13 protein-coding genes are annotated in these 16,812 nt (G+C 62.1%); 11 read left to right on the top strand and 2 right to left on the bottom strand.

The genetic code is table 11. From position 1 onward, the window contains the following. Positions 1–14: 14 nt before the first annotated feature. Entirely contained in the window at positions 15–854 is an 840-nt protein-coding gene (gene catA / locus ACFQ6Y_RS02030; RefSeq protein ID WP_378628397.1) for a catechol 1,2-dioxygenase, read from the bottom strand. Positions 855–1,053: 199 nt separating this feature from the next. On the opposite strand from catA, the gene ACFQ6Y_RS02025 reads away from it, so the two are divergent. Beyond that, entirely contained in the window at positions 1,054–1,824 is a 771-nt protein-coding gene (locus ACFQ6Y_RS02025) for an IclR family transcriptional regulator (protein WP_378447374.1), read from the top strand. On the opposite strand, the gene ACFQ6Y_RS02020 is transcribed toward ACFQ6Y_RS02025, so the two are convergent. Next, positions 1,821–2,759: an AraC family transcriptional regulator gene (locus ACFQ6Y_RS02020; protein WP_138870761.1), complete on the bottom strand. Its 939-nt coding sequence runs from the start codon at positions 2,757–2,759 to the stop codon at positions 1,821–1,823. The two genes, ACFQ6Y_RS02025 and ACFQ6Y_RS02020, sit on opposite strands and share 4 nt — an antisense overlap. A gap of 273 nt (positions 2,760–3,032) precedes the next feature. Here ACFQ6Y_RS02020 and ACFQ6Y_RS02015 point away from each other — a divergent pair, with 273 nt between their 5' ends. From ACFQ6Y_RS02015 to aztD, 10 genes are all read left to right on the top strand, one after another. Beyond that, complete coding sequence (locus ACFQ6Y_RS02015; protein ID WP_007729773.1) at positions 3,033–3,602, top strand: flavin reductase family protein; 570 nt, start codon at positions 3,033–3,035, stop codon at positions 3,600–3,602. Between the two features lie 11 nt (positions 3,603–3,613). Beyond that, on the top strand, positions 3,614–5,242 hold the full coding sequence (locus ACFQ6Y_RS02010; protein WP_378447376.1) for a 4-hydroxyphenylacetate 3-hydroxylase family protein: 1,629 nt from the start codon (positions 3,614–3,616) through the stop codon (positions 5,240–5,242). 260 nt (positions 5,243–5,502) lie between these two features. Continuing rightward, positions 5,503–6,900 carry a benzoate 1,2-dioxygenase large subunit gene (gene benA, locus ACFQ6Y_RS02005; protein WP_378628391.1) on the top strand — a complete coding sequence of 466 codons (1,398 nt, stop codon included), beginning with the start codon at positions 5,503–5,505 and terminating at the stop codon, positions 6,898–6,900. An 11-nt stretch (positions 6,901–6,911) separates the two neighbouring features. Beyond that, positions 6,912–7,421 carry a benzoate 1,2-dioxygenase small subunit gene (gene benB / locus ACFQ6Y_RS02000; protein WP_378628388.1) on the top strand — a complete coding sequence of 170 codons (510 nt, stop codon included), beginning with the start codon at positions 6,912–6,914 and terminating at the stop codon, positions 7,419–7,421. 31 nt (positions 7,422–7,452) lie between these two features. Next, the gene (gene benC / locus ACFQ6Y_RS01995) at positions 7,453–9,006 is read left to right on the top strand and encodes a benzoate 1,2-dioxygenase electron transfer component BenC (protein ID WP_378628385.1); all 1,554 of its coding nucleotides are present in this window, start codon (positions 7,453–7,455) and stop codon (positions 9,004–9,006) included. Beyond that, positions 9,003–9,785, top strand: a complete 783-nt coding sequence (locus ACFQ6Y_RS01990) for a 1,6-dihydroxycyclohexa-2,4-diene-1-carboxylate dehydrogenase (protein ID WP_378628383.1) — start codon at positions 9,003–9,005, stop codon at positions 9,783–9,785. The genes benC and ACFQ6Y_RS01990 overlap by 4 nt, the downstream gene beginning before the upstream one ends. Positions 9,786–9,829: 44 nt before the next feature. After that, positions 9,830–11,215: an MFS transporter gene (locus tag ACFQ6Y_RS01985; protein ID WP_378628381.1), complete on the top strand. Its 1,386-nt coding sequence runs from the start codon at positions 9,830–9,832 to the stop codon at positions 11,213–11,215. After that, a complete protein-coding gene (locus tag ACFQ6Y_RS01980) occupies positions 11,212–13,914 on the top strand; it encodes a LuxR C-terminal-related transcriptional regulator (RefSeq protein WP_378628380.1) in 2,703 nt (900 codons plus the stop codon). Before ACFQ6Y_RS01985 ends, ACFQ6Y_RS01980 begins: the two co-directional genes overlap by 4 nt. Positions 13,915–13,918: 4 nt before the next feature. Next, entirely contained in the window at positions 13,919–15,163 is a 1,245-nt protein-coding gene (locus ACFQ6Y_RS01975) for a benzoate/H(+) symporter BenE family transporter (RefSeq protein WP_378628379.1), read from the top strand. Positions 15,164–15,225: 62 nt separating this feature from the next. Further along, entirely contained in the window at positions 15,226–16,473 is a 1,248-nt protein-coding gene (aztD, locus tag ACFQ6Y_RS01970) for a zinc metallochaperone AztD (RefSeq protein ID WP_378628377.1), read from the top strand. Positions 16,474–16,812: the final 339 nt, after the last annotated feature.

Below are 16,812 nucleotides of genomic sequence, written 5' to 3'. Positions count from 1 at the left end.
TGAGCAGTTGTGGATCAGGCCGGATCGAGCACGAAGTCGTATGTGACCCGGTTGGTTCCGTCAGCACCCGGCTTCGGATCGAGAATCAGTTCGGGCTTCGTCGCCGTTGCCACGTCGTTCTCGATCCACTCTCCATCCTTGAAATAGAGCTGGGTGGTGATCGTGCGCTTACCGGGAGCCTTCACCATGAGGTGCAGGTGAGCCGGACGCCACGGGTGCCAGCCGGCCTTCTCGATGAACCAGCCAGTGGGGCCGTCGGTCGGGATCTGGTACGGCGCAGGCTGAATCGTGGTGATCTCGAAGCGCCCCTCGTCGTCGGCGACGATCGTTCCGCGGAGGTTGCCGTCGGGGATGTGCGGCGCGAAATGAGAGTAGTAGCCTTCGTCGTCCGCGTGCCAGAGTTCGACGGTTGCACCGCTCAACCCCTTGCCGTCGAGATCGCGAACCTGGCCCTCGAAGACCAGCTTCGATCCAACCTCGTTGTCACGCATCGGAAGTTCACACTTGGCAGGCAACGTCTTGGCGTCGGCGACGTAGTACGGGCCTTCGATGCTTCCCTTGGTGCCGTGCTGGCCGCGGTACGCAACCTCTTCGACGTTGTGCTCGAGGAAGACGTCCAGCCACAGGGGCCACTCGCCGAACTGGCCGATGTCGATGAGCCACTGCTTGAGGACGCGGTACTCGGGGTAGGTGATGCCGTGCTTGTCGATGACGCCGGCGAGTGCCTCGAGAACGTCCTTGGCGATGGCCGAGACGCGCTCGGGCGGGGTGTCCGCGCTGACTCGTTCCTGGAGGAACTTGTCGGTGGCGGCAGTGCCCGAACCTACTGCGGTGGGGCTCTCGGAAGTGGTCATGTGGTCCTCCTCGGGGCCGTATGTGGCTGTTACCGGGTGGGTGCCGTACTGCTGGGCTGAGTCGGCTCCCCAAGTTTGGGTTGTACGCTGTGCGTACATCTGTTACGCTCTGCGTACGCTTGTACTGTGCGCCCAGTCACAAGGTTTGTCAACCTTCGAAGGCGTCGAACGGGCATACCCGCAGATGAAAGGCCATTCCGTGAGCGAGAACGATCGCGATTACATCCAGAGCATCGAGCGTGGATTTGCTGTGCTGACGGCCTTCGACGAGAAGAACCCCAACCCGTCGCTCGCCGATCTTGCCGCCGAAACGGGTCTCTCCCGCCCAGCCGTCCGGCGCATCCTCCTCACGCTGCAGAAGCTCGGATACGTCACCGGTAACAACAGTCGGTGGTCGCTCACCCCACGCGTTCTGAGCATCGGGCAGCACTTCTCGGCATCACATGCCTTGACGGAGGCGGCGCTCCCTCGTCTGCTGGAGATCGCAGAACACACCCACGAGTCGGCGTCGCTCGGGGTGCTCGACGGCGTCGACGTGGTCTACGCCGCCCGTGTACCCGTCCGGCGGATCATGAGCATCAACGTCAGCGTCGGCACCAGAGTGCCTGCATATGCCACCTCCATGGGTCGGGCCCTGCTAGCTTGGGCGCCAACCGAAATCGTCGACAACGTCATCGCGAACTCCACGTTCGACGCCCTCACGCCCACCACGATCACCGACGAAGGCGCATTCCATACCGCCCTTCGGGTGGTGCGCGAGCAGGGATACGCGCTCACGTCCGAGGAACTGGAAGACGGCCTGATTTCCCTCGCCGCCCCCGTCCGCGACGCCGGCGGAAGCGTCGTCGGAGTAACAGCGTGCTCGACCTCGGCCGGACGAACAACCCCGGAAGCCTTCCGCGCCGACGTCGCGCCTTTCCTCGTCGAGAAGGCAAACCAACTCAGCGCGGACATGGGTTACCGAAGCTAGCGCCTCAACACCTCGGAAGGCAGCAATCCGTACTTACGCCGAAAGGAAGACGCGAACCGTCCGGTGTGCGTAAAACCCCATCTCACAGCGACATCGGTGACCGTCGTCGAGTCGTCGGCATCCACCAGATCTGCATGGACCCGCTCGAGACGGATGTCGAGCAGGCATTCCGACGGACTCCGGCCCACGTACTGCCGAAATCCCTCCTGCAATCTCCGTACGCTGACACCGGCCACTTCGGCCATCTCCGCTGCGGTCCACACGCGGGCCGGGTCGTCGTGTATCTCGTCGAGCACCCGCTTGACGATGCGTGGCCTGGCGTGTCGCACCGCGTCCTCGCTTTCGGGCATTGCTGCAAGGACGAATGCCGTGACCACGGCGCCGGAGAGCTGACCTGCCACCAGTTCGTTGTGCAGCAGTCCGACTGGGCCGAGTATCTGATCCGACAGTGAGCGAACAAATTTCAGCCATCTGGCTCCGTCGTCTCCCCGAAGATCCACCTGATCAGGCAAGTGCATTCCGGGCCTGCCGAGAACCTTCTCCATCTCGCGGTCGAGGTACTCGCGGTCCATCCGGACTCCGACGATCTCGCAGTCCGCACTCCACCGCGTGATTCTTGTGGTGATGTCGGGCGGACATACCGTCGCAACCCCCTGCGTCGAGAGCACGTGGGAGCCCGCGAAGACCGACTCGAGCTCACCCGAGAGCGGGATGTTCACGCCATAGGCGCCGGGATGATCGGATTCGACGGCGACGTCTGCTCCCCACCGAATATGAGCGATCCTCAGCGGTCCCAACTCGGTGGTGCACACCCCGACTCCACTGGCCGCATGCCGCGACAACGGCGTCAGCGTGTGCGGAAAATAGGCGTCCGAAACCGCATGACACGCCTCGTCCCAGTCGCGGGGAGCTGTACCGATCATGGAGTCGACCATCGTCCTTCTTCACCTTCCAAACCCGTGACCAGCCACATTGCCGAGCAAGGGCGCTGAACATCATTGAACACTGTGTCCCCGGTCACTTCCAAGAGGAAACGGGTACGGGCCGCGATCGGGTGCGCAATCCGGATAGCCACCGCGCTGTACGGATCGACCGAAGCCGGCGCCCGCCGTACGTTCGTCTTCACTCCCGGCGCGAGTCGCCCACTACTTCCCTCCCGCACTTCGCGGCACTCTCACTCAACCGCCATCCGACAAGGAGGTCCGGTCATGGAACAAAATCAGCTTCGAGGAATCTTCGGTCAATTCGCGAGCGGCGTCACCGTCATCACCTGTACCAATGCCGACGGTCAACCACACGGAGCCACCGTCACCGCATTCACGGCCATTTCCCTGGAACCACGGCTGTGCCAGATCACGATGACTCGCAAGTCCAAGGCGTGCGGCTACCTCGGCAACGCGCCGTTTGCCGTCAACATCCTTGCCTCCGACCAAGTGGACACGGCCATGCATTTTGCCGGCCGACCGCAGCGCACCGAACCGAGGTGGATCGACGGACCGACCGCTCCTCTGCTCGACGGCGCCGCAGCAACCATCTCGTGCGTCCCGTGGAGGGAGTACGACGGCGGTGACCACATCATCTTCATCGGCGAGATCGTCGACGCGCAGTCGAGTGGCAAGGATCCGCTTCTGTTCTACCGAAGCACTTTTCACGATCTAGGCGCTACCTCGTCGACCACAGTCTGGAATGGAAGTCAGGACGACCCCCACAGCGGCTGGTTCGACGCCACCACTTCGTTCACCCCGATTCATCTTCAGCCCGCACCCCAAACGATCTGAAAGGCCTTGCCATGACGACCACCGAAATCCCTCCCACCGGCGTCGACCCCACAGATTCCGGAGCGCCACAGGTCAATCCGGCCGCCGACTGCGAAGCCAACCGCACGAAGAACTTCGCCACGCGGCCCATGACCGGTGACGAGTACATCTCGAGCCTGCAGGACGGTCGCGAGATCTGGCTTCACGGTGATCGCGTCAAGGACGTCACGACGCACCCCGCGTTCCGGAATCCGATCCGCATGACCGCGAGGCTGTACGACGCTCTGCATACGGGCGAGCACGTGGACGCCTTGACCGTTCCGACGGACACGGGCAACGGCGGTGTCACCATGCCTTTCTTCCGCACTCCGACGTCCTCGGCCGATCTGCTCAAGGAACGCGATGCCATCGCGACGTGGGCTCGTATGACCTACGGCTGGATGGGCCGTTCCCCCGACTACAAGGCGAGTTTCCTGGGCACCCTCCACGCCAACAAGGAGTTGTACGCACCGTTCCAGGACAACGCCGAACGCTGGTACCGCGAATCGCAGGAGAAGGTTCTGTACTGGAACCACGCGATCATCAATCCCCCGGTGGATCGCCAACTTCCACCGGACGAGGTCGGCGACGTCTTCATGAAGGTGGAGAAGGAAACCGACGCCGGTTTGATCGTCAGCGGCGCCAAGGTGGTCGCCACCGGATCGGCGATCACGAACTACAACTTCATCGCTCACTACGGTCTGCCGATCAAGAAGAAGCAGTTCGCCTTGATCTGCACGGTACCGATGGACGCACCGGGTGTGAAGCTGATCTGCCGCACCTCGTACACCGAACATGCTGCGGTGATGGGCAGTCCGTTCGATTATCCGCTGTCGAGTCGCATGGACGAGAACGACACCATCTTCGTCTTCGACAAGGTGTTGGTTCCGTGGGAAAACGTCTTCATGTACGGCGACGTCGACCGGATCAACGCATTCTTCCCTCAATCGGGTTTCCTGCCGCGCTTCACCTTTCAGGGCTGCACTCGCCTGGCCGTCAAACTCGACTTCATCGCCGGACTGTTGATGAAGGCACTCGAAGCCACCGGCGCCGGCGGCTTCCGCGGAGTCCAGACCCGTGTCGGTGAGGTGATCGGGTGGCGAAACCTCTTCTGGTCGTTGACCGAATCGATGGCACGCGATCCCGAACAGTGGGTCGGCGATTCGGTGATCCCGAAGCTCGAGTACGGCCTCACCTATCGAATGTTCATGATCCAGGGGTACCCGCGGATCAAGGAGATCATCGAACAGGACGTCGCGTCGGGCCTGATCTACCTGCCTTCGAGTTCACTCGACTTCAAGAGCCCGGACGTGCGTCCCTACCTCGACAAGTACGTTCGCGGTTCCGACGGCATCACCGCCGTGGACCGCGTGAAAGTCATGAAGGCGCTGTGGGATTCGATCGGCACCGAGTTCGGCGGTCGACACGAACTCTACGAGCGCAACTACTCCGGCAATCACGAGAACGTCAAAGCCGAACTGCTGTTCGCAGCCCAGAATCGTGGACACGCAAGTTCCATGAAGGGACTGGCCGAGCAGTGCCTGAGTGAATACGACCTCGACGGCTGGACGGTCCCTGACCTCATCGGCAACGACGACGTCTCGTTCTTCAAGAACCGATAACCCACTCGGCAGGTAGGGCGGACTCGCGATGTCGAGTCCGCCCTGGTCGTCGTCTTCAGCAGGCATGGCCCATCAGCAGAATTCGACGAACACTGCACCCTTGGTCAGGACTAGGCAATTGCCTAGTGTGACCCGAGACACACGATGTCAAGGTGAATTCAGTACCGGACGCAGCCCCGTCCGGAAAGCGGGTCCCACCGATTTTGTCCGACAGCCCTCGGATTTCTCGGTCGGCGCCCACTCTTATCTGGAGGACACCCATGACGGATATGTTGGACGCTGCCCGCGGCACCGACCAGTTCGCGAACATCCGCGCTGCCCTCGACGACGCGCTCGTCGAGGACCCGGAGACCGGCCGCTACCAGGTGCGGCGCAGCGTCTTCACGGACGAGCAACTGTTCGAACTCGAGATGACGCACATCTTCGAGGGCAATTGGATCTACCTCGCGCACGAGAGCCAGATCCCGAACGTCGGTGACTACTTCACCACCTACATGGGCCGTCAGCCCATCGTGATCACCCGCAACAAGGACGGCGAATTGGGTGCGCTGATCAACGCATGCAGCCACCGCGGTGCGATGCTCTGTCGCCGTAAGACCGACAACCGAACCACCTTCACCTGCCCGTTCCACGGCTGGACCTTCAACAACAGCGGAAAGCTCCTCAAGGCCAAGGACGCTCGCACCGGCGGCTATCCGGAACAGTTCAACAAAGACGGTTCACACGACCTGACCAAGGTGGCTCGGTTCGAGAACTATCGCGGCTTCCTCTTCGGTAGCCTCAATCCCGACGTACTGCCACTCGAAGAGCACCTCGGTGACACCACGAAGATCATCGACATGATCGTCGATCAATCACCCGACGGACTCGAAGTCCTGCGCGGCGCTTCCACTTATACCTACGACGGCAACTGGAAGCTGCAGACCGAGAACGGTGCTGACGGCTACCACGTGTCCTCGACGCACTGGAACTACGCCGCTACCACCGCTCGCCGCACCGCCGGTGAATCGTCCAACGAGACCAAAGCAATGGATGCCGGCACCTGGGGCAAGCAGGGCGGTGGATACTTCTCCTACGACTACGGCCACCTCCTACTCTGGATGTGGTGGGGCAATCCCGAGGACCGTCCACTGTTCGAACGCAAAGCGGAGCTGGAAGCTCAATTCGGTTCCAAGAAAGCCGAATTCATGGTCGGTGCGTCGAGGAATCTCTGCCTGTACCCGAACGTCTACCTCATGGATCAGTTCAGCAGCCAGATCCGGCACTTCCGTCCGATCTCCGTGGACCAGACCGAAGTCACCATCTACTGCATCGCTCCCAAGGGAGAGAGCACCGAAGCACGCAGTAACCGCATCCGTCAGTACGAGGACTTCTTCAACGCCAGCGGTATGGCCACCCCGGACGATCTCGAAGAGTTCCGTTCCTGCCAGAAGACTTACCAGGCAGCCGGCGCCCCGTGGAACGACCTCAGCCGTGGTGTCACACACCAGATTCCCGGTCCGAACGACGTCGCGAAGGATCTCGGCATGAATCGTGTGCTCTCGAGCGGAGCCAAGACCGAGGACGAAGGCTTGTATCCCATTCAGCACGGATACTGGCGCGACGCCATGCTTGCGGCCGTAGATGCCGAGCAAGCCGCTTCTGCCCGGACCATCTGAGGACCATCATCATGACTGTCACCACCACCAATGCCGTCGCCCTCGAAACAGTGCAGCAGTTTCTCTACCGTGAGGCTCGCTATCTGGACGATCGCGAGTTCGAGAAGTGGATCGAGTGCTACCACCCCGATTCCGAGTACTGGATGCCCGCGTGGGCGGACGACGGCGAACTGACCACGGACCCGCACGCAGAGATCTCACTGATCTACTACCCGAATCGCGGCGGCATCGAGGACCGCGTGTTCCGAATCAGGACGGACCGTTCCAGCGCGACAAGCCTTCCCGAGCCCCGCACCGGCCACAACATCACCAACGTGGAAGTGGTCGAAGAACGCGGCTCCGTCGTCGACGTCCGCTTCAATTGGTTCACGCTGTACTTCCGCTACAACACCGTCGACACCTACTTCGGCACCTCGCACTACACGATCGACTTCTCGGGCGAGCAGCCGTTGATCATGAAGAAGAAGGTAGTCCTCAAGAACGACTACATCCATCACGTGGTCGACATCTACCACTTCTGACACGACTTCTCTTCGAATCGAGCTGTTTCCCATGAGCATTCAAGCTGCGCCGACCTTTCAAGTAGCCCTGAGTTTCGAAGACGGCATCACCCGCTTCGTCGAATGCAACACCGACGAGACCGTCGCGGACGCGTCGTACCGCGCGCGAATCAACATTCCGCTCGACTGCCGCGACGGAGCTTGCGGCACCTGCAAGTCACTCTGTGAGTCAGGCACTTTCGATGCCGGCGACTACATCGAGGAGGCCCTCACGGACGACGAGGCCGAGCAGGGCTACTGCCTTCCGTGCCAGATGGTGCCGGAATCTGATCTCGTGCTGCAGATTCCCACCACGTCGGCGGTCGCCAAGACCACTGCCGGTTCGTACACGTCCACGATCACCGAAATCATTCGCCATTCGGATTCGACTGTGGGTTTCACCGTCGAAGTCGACAACCGCGCAGATCTGGTCTTCCTCCCCGGTCAGTACGTGAACATCCTCGTTCCCGGAACCGAAGCGACGCGGTCGTACTCGTTCAGCACCGGCCCCGAGGTCGAGTCGGCGTCGTTCCTGGTCAAGATCACCCCGGGTGGTGTGATGTCCGAGTATCTCAGTCAGCGTGCGCAGATAGGTGACACTCTCGAACTGACCGGACCGATGGGTAGCTTCTTCCTCCGGTCAGGTCAACGGAGAGCCCTACTGCTTGCCGGCGGAACCGGCTTGGCCCCGCTGCTCTCCATACTGGAGAAGATGCGTACCGAAAGCTCCACTCGGCCCGTTCATCTGGTCTACGGCGTCAGCTCCGACACAGATCTCGTCGAACTCGACAAACTGCACGACTACGCGGAGTCTCTACCCCAGTTCACCTTCGACTACTGCGTATCCGATCCCGACAGCACAGCACCGAACAAGGGCTATGTCACGGGCTTGATCGAGCCCGATCACCTCGACGACGGCAACGTGGACGTCTACCTGTGCGGCCCGCCGCCGATGGTCGAAGCCGTACGTCTGCACTTCAAGGACGTCTCGATCACACCCACGAACTTCTACTTCGAAAAGTTCAACAACGCGGCAGCACCCGCTGATTCACCGGCAGCCTCGGCCGAAGAATCAGCTGCCGACACGTACGAGATCGGTGAAGAACATCTGCCGGTCGCGGAGTCGGACGCACAGTTCGACGCTCGGATGGCACTCGAACTCGGAGCAATGGAACTCACGATCGGCCGCCTCACTCCGGCACAGTTGACGGAGTACCGCATTCTGGCGGAGAACTCGGCTACTTCCATCGACCGCGATCACTTCACGGACGCAGCGGCATTCACCGAAACCAATGCCTTGTTCCACGACTTCCTCTTCCGCTGCACCGGAAACGAAGTGCTGCTGCAGGCATACCACCGTCTCGAGGTCACACAACTGATGAACCGAGTGCTCCGCACCGCCGATTGGGTGGACGAACATGTCGCGGAGGATCACTCACGTATCGTGCGTGCATTCGAGCAGAATGATCGCGCCGCGGCCCGTGATCTGATCGTCCAGCACAGCGAACACGCCAAGTCGACGATGCACCGCGCCATCACTGACGCTCGGGAAAGTGTGGCGTCGTGAGCACGAGATTCTTCGCCGGCCGGTTCGACGACCGGGTCGTGGTCGTCACCGGAGCGGCTCAGGGGATCGGACGCAGCGTTGCCGAAAGAGTTTCCGCAGAAGGTGGTTCCGTCGCGCTTGTGGATCGAGCCGAACTGGTTCACGACATCGCGACACCGCTGGAGCGTTCCCATTCGGTGACCGCGGACCTCGAGACGTTCGAAGGTGCCCAGAATGCAATAGATTCCGCATTGGAGCGCTTCGGACGCATCGACGTCCTGATCAACAACGTCGGTGGGACCATCTGGGCCAAACCCTACGAGCACTACACGCCGCAGCAGATACAAGCCGAGGTCGCACGATCACTGTTCCCCACGCTCTGGACGTGTCGCGCCGTACTGCCCCATCTGATCGAGCAGGCGAGCGGCACCATCGTCAACGTCTCCTCGGTCGCCACCCGCGGTGTCAACCGTGTTCCTTACGCGGCGGCCAAGGGCGGGGTCAGCGCGATCACCGCTGCACTGGCGATGGAAGTCGCGCAGTACGGAATACGCGTCGTGGCAACCGCTCCCGGCGGAACCGAGGCGCCACCACGGGTCGTGGCACGCGGACCGGGCGCCGAGACCGACGAGGAGAAGGCCTGGTACCAGCAGATCGTCGACCAGACCGTCGACTCGTCGCTGCTCAAGCGTTACGGCACCCTGGACGAACAGACTGCTGCTATCACTTTCCTTGCCTCCGAAGAGGCTTCGTATGTCACCGGAACGGTTCTGCCCGTCGCCGGTGGCGACCTCGGCTGAATCCAGCCTCCCCCGATCCCTGATCTCTCGAACGGAGATTCGCCATGTCCTCGATCGAACGTGGTTCCTGGGCCAGTGCCCGCCATCGCTCGTCAGTGTTGTGGGTGGTCACCATCGCCGCCATTGCCATTCTGTTCGACGGATACGACCTGGTCGTCTACGGCACGATCCTGCCGGTGCTCATGGACGACCCCAGCCACATCGGCACCTTGACCGCATCTCAGGCCGGTGCGTTGGGTTCGTATGCACTCGTCGGAGTGATGGTCGGCGCACTGACATGTGGAGCGATCGGCGATCACTTCGGTCGCCGAAAGATGATGCTGATCAACATCATCTGGTTCTCGGTCGGAATGGCACTGGCAGCGTTCGCCACCAGCATCACCACCTTCGGTCTGCTGCGGTTCTTCACCGGAATCGGCGTCGGTGGGCTCGTCGCCACCGCCGGAGCCATGATTGCCGAGTTCGCGCCGCCGGGACGCCGCAATCTGTTCAACGCCATCGTCTACAGCGGTGTCCCTGCCGGTGGCGTCATGGCCTCCGTCCTGGCGATCGTTCTCCGCGATTCCATCGGATGGCGCGGACTGTTCCTCATCGGCGCACTGCCGTTGGTGTTCCTGTTCCCACTCGCCTGGTTCAAACTGCCGGAGTCTCCCGCGTGGCTCATTGCTCGCGGACGTGTCGAGGAAGCTCGCGCCATTTCCTCGAAGACTGGAATTCCGTTGCCTGTCGGTGCAGATCGACCCAACGATGCCGTAGCCGAGAAGGTCGGCTTCCGAGCGTTGGCGAGCAGACAATACGTCTGGGGCACCGCGCTTCTCGGCCTCATGAGCTTCGCCGGCCTCCTCCTGACCTACGGACTCAACACCTGGCTGCCCAAGATCATGGAAAACGCGGGATACAACGCGAAGGGTTCGCTCTCGTTCCTGTTGGTACTCAACGGCGGTGCCATCATCGGTGGACTTCTCGCCTCCAAGATCGCGGACGTCACCGGTCCGCAACGGGTTGTCGCCACCACCTTCGGCCTGGCTGCACTCGCCCTGCTGCTGTTCACATTCGGGTTCCCCCTTCCCGTACTCCTCGCCTCCGTTGCCATCGCGGGTGTCGGCACCATCGGTACTCAGGTCCTGATCTACGGATTCGTGTCCAACTACTATTCGACGGCCGCTCGGGCCGCAGGTGTTGCGTGGTGCGCCGGATTCGGACGTCTGGGCGGGATATTCGGGCCACTGATCGGAGGCAGTCTGATCAGCGCCGGAATCAGTTCCGAATCGGCGTTCTACGTTTTCGCCGGCATCGCGGTGCTTGGCGCGATCGTCACCTTCTTCGTGCCGAAGCAAGCACCCGACCTGGGCGCCACTGCACTTCGATCCGATGAAGACCTGGCCGAAAAGGAAACCCGTGGTGAGCCCGGCGTTACGGTAGTCGGGTGACACTTCGCGACCTGCTGCTCGGCCGAGAACGCGAGCTTGCCGTTCTCGGCCGAGCCTTGGCCGCGGCAGAGACAGGAGTGCCGACTCTCGTGCTGGTCGAGGGCGATGCCGGCAGCGGTAAGTCCACTCTCGTCGACCGGTTCGCCGAAATCTCTTCCGCTCATACGCTCCGCCGCGCTCGTGGGCTGGTGTGGGAATCGAACACCGCCTTCGGAGTGATCGAACAACTACTCGAACGTCCGGTTTCCGACTCGGACCCAGTCGCCGTTGCACACGAGATCGTCGACGCAGCGGAGCAACTGACCCTGATCGTCGTCGACGATGCCCATCACAGCGATGTCAGCTCGCTTCAGGCAATCACCTCCGCCCTCCATCGAGGCCGAACGGCACCACTGCTGTTCGTCCTCGTCGCCGAGGAAACGCCGTTCCTGCGCGAGGATGTCAGGCAGATTCTCGACCTGCACTGGTCGACGCGTTTGCACATCAGCCCGCTCGACGCACCCGTCATCATCGACATCGCGCGGATGCGAAGCGGAATCGACCTCAGTTCCGGCGTCGCGCTTCAACTTCAGGACTTCACAGCGGGCAACACACTCGACATCGTCTCGCTCCTCGACGAGCTGCCACCCGCCTATTGGTCCCAGTGGCACCGAACCTTGCCCGTCCCTCGTCATCGTGCGGTGGCGATCGCCGCCGCCCTCGTGGCGTGTTCGGCGGGAGCTCGAACGTTGATCGAAGCCGCAGCAGTTCTCGGACGCAGCACGACGTTGTCCCACCTTGCTCAGTTGGCCGACGTCGACGACGTGGTCGGCGCCTTGGACAGCGCCTTCGCCAGCGGCCTCCTCTCCGTCCACGAGCAGCGCGGCAGCACCGAGGTGTCACTGAGCGGTCCGATGGTGACAGCCGCCGTGCACGCGGCGTTGGGACCCGCACACTTGCATCTCCTGCACACTCGAGCAGCCGAGATCGCTTGGGGAGAAGGTGAACGGCTTTTCCACCTTGCCGCTGCCAGCACCACCCACGACGAGGACCTCGCCGCCGAACTCGTTGCGTACGCATCATTACGAGCATCCGACGGCGCGTGGTCGGAAGTCGCCGATGCCATGGTCACGGCAAGCCGTCTCACCACGGCCCGAACCGAACACGAGGACCGACTGCTCCGCGGAGTCGACGCGCTGACCGGATCGGGTGACATCCCCCGGGCCATGGTCTTCGTGCCGGAGATCGAGAGTATTTCGCGCGGGCCTCTCCGCGACGCCGTTCTCGGCTACCTCGCCATTCATCGGGGGCGACCGACCGAGGCCGCCGATCTTCTGACCAGAGCGTGGGACAGCTGCAGCGTGGATCGTGAGCCAGGCACCGCTGCGATGATCGCCCAACGAATGGTCCTTCATTCTCTGGCTCGACTCGATGGCACGGCCCTCGTCGAGTGGGTTGACCGCGCAGTCGAATTGGTAGGTCCTTCTGACCCCGCAGCAGTGGAGTCCGAAGCGATCAAGGGTCTCGGGCTCGGCGCTACCGGAAGAACCGAGAATGCGCTCGCGGCATACGACGAACTGTCCGATCGCGTCCGCCCCGGAGCCCAAGCACAGCGCTTCCAGATGGGACGCGGATGGCTCGAGCTTGCGTTGGATCACCCGGAGTCCGCCAGACGCGACCTCGAAAGCGCAGTATCCACAGAGTTTTCCAGTGGTTCGGCAAGAATCTCGCTGTGGGCACAGGCCTGGCTCGCCCGCACTCAATTCGCCCTCGGTGCCTGGGACGAAGCGCTCTCAACCGTCGAGGGCGCCGGGGCCGAGGTAGATCGGTTCGAGATCGAGATCATCCGGCCGTTGGTTCACTGGTCGGGAGCACAGATTCACGCTCTGCGCGGCAACTGGGAACTGGCTCGTGACCACGTACGACGCGCATACGCCGGCGTTCACGCCTACGAAATCATGTACGTTCCTGCACTTCTCGCCAGAGCGCAGGTTGCCGAGGCCGCCGCCGACTACGCCGAAGTCCTGGTGGCGCTGGCTCCGCTCACCTCGAGCAAGGCACAACAATGGCTCGACGAGCCGGGCTTCTGGCCGTGGGTCGATCTCTACGCCAATGCATTGGTCATGGTCGGGCGAGTCGATGATGCCGACGCCTTTCTACAACCACACGAGCAGACCGCACGACGTCGTGAGCACCGCTCAGCTGCGGCACGTCTCGGCTACGTTCGCGGCCGGATCCACGGCGCACGGGGCGAACTCGACTCGGCAAGAAAAAGTTTCGATGCTGCACTACTCGGCATCGAGACGCTGCCGCTCCCCTACGACCGAGCCCGAATCAATTTTGCCTACGGCCAAACTCTCCGCCGGGCGGGAAAACGCGCAGAGGCCGACGTCGTCCTCCGGGCCGCCCGCGAGCTGTACCACTCGTTGGGCGCCGCTACTTACGTCGAACGCTGCGAGCGCGAACTCCGCGCGGGAGGGTTGAACCTCTCGCGGACGGAGAAGGGAATCACCGACCTGACCCCGCAAGAGCGAGCCGTCGCCGACCTTGTCGCAGCGGGCAAGTCCAACAAGGAAGCTGCCGGCGAATTGTTCCTCTCCGTCAAGACCATTCAATATCACCTCACGCGCGCGTACGCGAAGCTCGGACTGCGATCACGGAGCGAACTCGCGGCTTTGTTCCGCGACCGGGGGCTTTCGGATCCGCATCAGGAGAACTGAGAACATGTCGGACACTGCGACGACCACGCCCGTTCGCGTCGTCACCGAGCCACTACCCCTCCCGCTCTACGGCCCGAAGCGGGTCTTACGCGACTTCGGCGGAACGTCCGTCGCCAACGGAATCATCGGCATCGTCTTCTCTGCCACCGGGCCGGTAGCAGTCATTCTCGCCGCGGGGTTGGCGGGTGGACTGAGTCAAGCTCAATTGGCCTCTTGGCTTTTCGGTGCCTTCTTCGTCAACGGCATTCTGACCATCACGGCTTCCTGGCTGTACCGGCAGCCGCTGGCCTTCTTCTGGACGATTCCCGGAACCGTAGTCGTCGGAGCGTCGTTGGAGCATCTGCCGTGGGAGCACGTGCTCGGAGCGTTCTTCGCGACCGGCGCCCTGATCTTGTTGTTGGGATTGACCGGGTGGGTCACACCGATCATGGCCACCTTACCCATGCCCATCGTAATGGCAATGGTGGCAGGAGTTTTCCTTCATTTCGGAACTGATTTGGTCGAAGCGCCCGCCCACGACGCGGTGATCGCACTGCCGATGATCGCCACCTTTGTCGCGCTGAGCGTGTTCGCCAAGTTGGGAAGATTCGTTCCGCCCGTTCTCGGCGCGTTGATCGTCGGCGTAGTCGTGATACTCGCGACCGGAAGATTCAACTCCGCCGGCGACGCTCATGAGTGGCTGGCGCATCCAATGCTGACCACACCAACCTGGTCTTGGCAGGCGATGATCGAACTGGTTGTACCGCTGACGATCACAGTCGTCGTCGTGCAGAACGGCCAAGGAATCGCAGTCCTCCGAGCAGCGGGTCATCAACCGCCGATCGGGACAGCAACGGTTGCCTGCGGCGTGTTCTCTCTCGTGAACGCGGCGGTGGGTTGTGTGTCGACGTGCCTGACCGGGCCGACGAACGCATTGCTCACGGCGTCGGGAGAGCGGACACGCCAGTACACCGCCGGAATCTTCTGCGGCTTACTCGCCGTCGTCTTCGGACTGTTCGCCCCGACGTTCGTCGCGATGATGTTGGGAACTCCGATTGCGTTCATCGTCACTCTTGGTGGTCTGGCCATGCTCAAGGCCTTACAGGGAGCCTTCGTCACCGCATTCGGCGGGAAATTCACCTTCGGCGCTTTGATCGCGTTTCTCGTGACGATCTCCGACATCGAACTACTCAATATCGGCGCCGCTTTCTGGGGACTCGTGTTCGGGGTCATCGTCTCGCGCTTGCTCGAGCGTGGTGACTACACCTGACATGCGAACATTCGCATACACGACTTTGACAATCATTTACATTAAGCAGTAGATCTATACCCATGCACCTCAACACCCGCATGTCGCGGCGCCTCACCCTTGCCACATCAGTAGGCCTCTCGCTCGCCCTCGTTACGGGCTGCTCGTCCGACAACAAGGACTCCGCCCAGCCCGAAATCACGACCACGACGTCGGCCGCACCAACCGAACAGGCCTCGGCAACAACACGTCTCGCCGTGTCGTACGACGGCGGCGTCCTGGTGCTGGATGCAACCTCCCTCGACGTGGTCGGCGAGACCGAGATCGACGGCTTCACCCGACTCAACCCGGCCGGTGACGGTCGCCACGTCATGATCTCTGCCGGTGAAGCATTCAAGGTGCTCGACACCGGCACGTGGTCTTCGGCCCACGGTGACCATTCTCATTACTACACAGCCGATCCCGCGATGTCCGAGGTCGAGTTCGCAGCCAACGAGCCTGGACACGTCGTACGCCATGCCGGAAAGACGGTCCTCTTCAACGACGGCTCGGGACTGGTCGAGATCTTCGACCCGGTTCAGTTGGCAAAACGTCAGCCCCGCGTCGAGACGTACACCACCCCGGAACCCCATCACGGTGTTGCCGTCGCACTTGCCGACGGAAGCCTGTTGACGACAATCGGAAATTCGGAGTCCCGCAACGGCATTGCCGTCCTGGATGCCGACCGCAAGGAAATCCTGCGCAACGAACAGTGCCCCGGTGTCCACGGCGAAGCAGTCGCTGCCGGCGAAGCCATCGTGCTGGGCTGCCAGGACGGGTTGCTCGTGTACAAGAACGGAGCGATCACCAAGGTCCAGAGTCCGGATGCATACGGCCGCATCGGAAATCAGGCAGGCTCGGAGGAGTCGGATATCGTGCTGGGTGACTACAAGACTGACAAGGACGCCGAACTCGAACGGCCGCAACGGGTCTCCTTGACCAACACGACAACGTCCGAACTCAAGCTCGTCGACCTCGGCACCAGCTACACCTTCCGCTCACTCGGCCGCGGACCGCACGGAGAGGCACTGGTGCTCGGCACCGACGGCGCCATCCATGTCATCGACCCGAACACCGGCGTCGTCACCAAGAAGATCGCCGTTATCGACGCATGGACCGAGCCCACCAAGTGGCAAGAGCCCAGGCCCGCGCTCTTCGTAGAAGATCACACCGCCTACGTCACCGACCCCGCGTCGAAGAAGCTGATCGCAGTCGACCTCGAGGACGGCAGCATCCTGACCGAGACCACCCTCGATCACGCCCCGAACGAATTGACCGGCGTAACCGGCTGATTCAGATCCTCACCTCAGGCCCCCATCTCACACCGAGATGAGGGCCTGAGCCGTTCTCGTGCTTCGCCTACTGACCAGGGAATCTCATACCCAGGCAATCCTCGAGGTGCTACGACGCGCACCTCAGAGAATCGAAGCCGTTGTCGCCAGCTCTGCCGGAGCTGAGCGATGAGCAGGACCACGATTGACCGCGGCACAAGTCAGCATGGAATAACTCCGTGTGGAGGCTCGTTGGAGATGGTGTCGGTGTTCGGTTCTTTGCCCCGGGTACCACCCCAGAATTGCCACTTCGAGTGGCCGCTTGCCGAGAGGCGCAAGACGGGCACCGACGCGTTGGAG

The sequence above is a fragment of the Rhodococcus sp. NPDC056516 genome (genome assembly GCF_042794655.1).
Taxonomy (GTDB): Bacteria; Actinomycetota; Actinomycetes; order Mycobacteriales; family Mycobacteriaceae; genus Rhodococcus_F.
The sequence above is the reverse complement of the archived record's forward strand: the minus strand, read 5'-3'. Positions and strand labels throughout refer to the sequence as shown.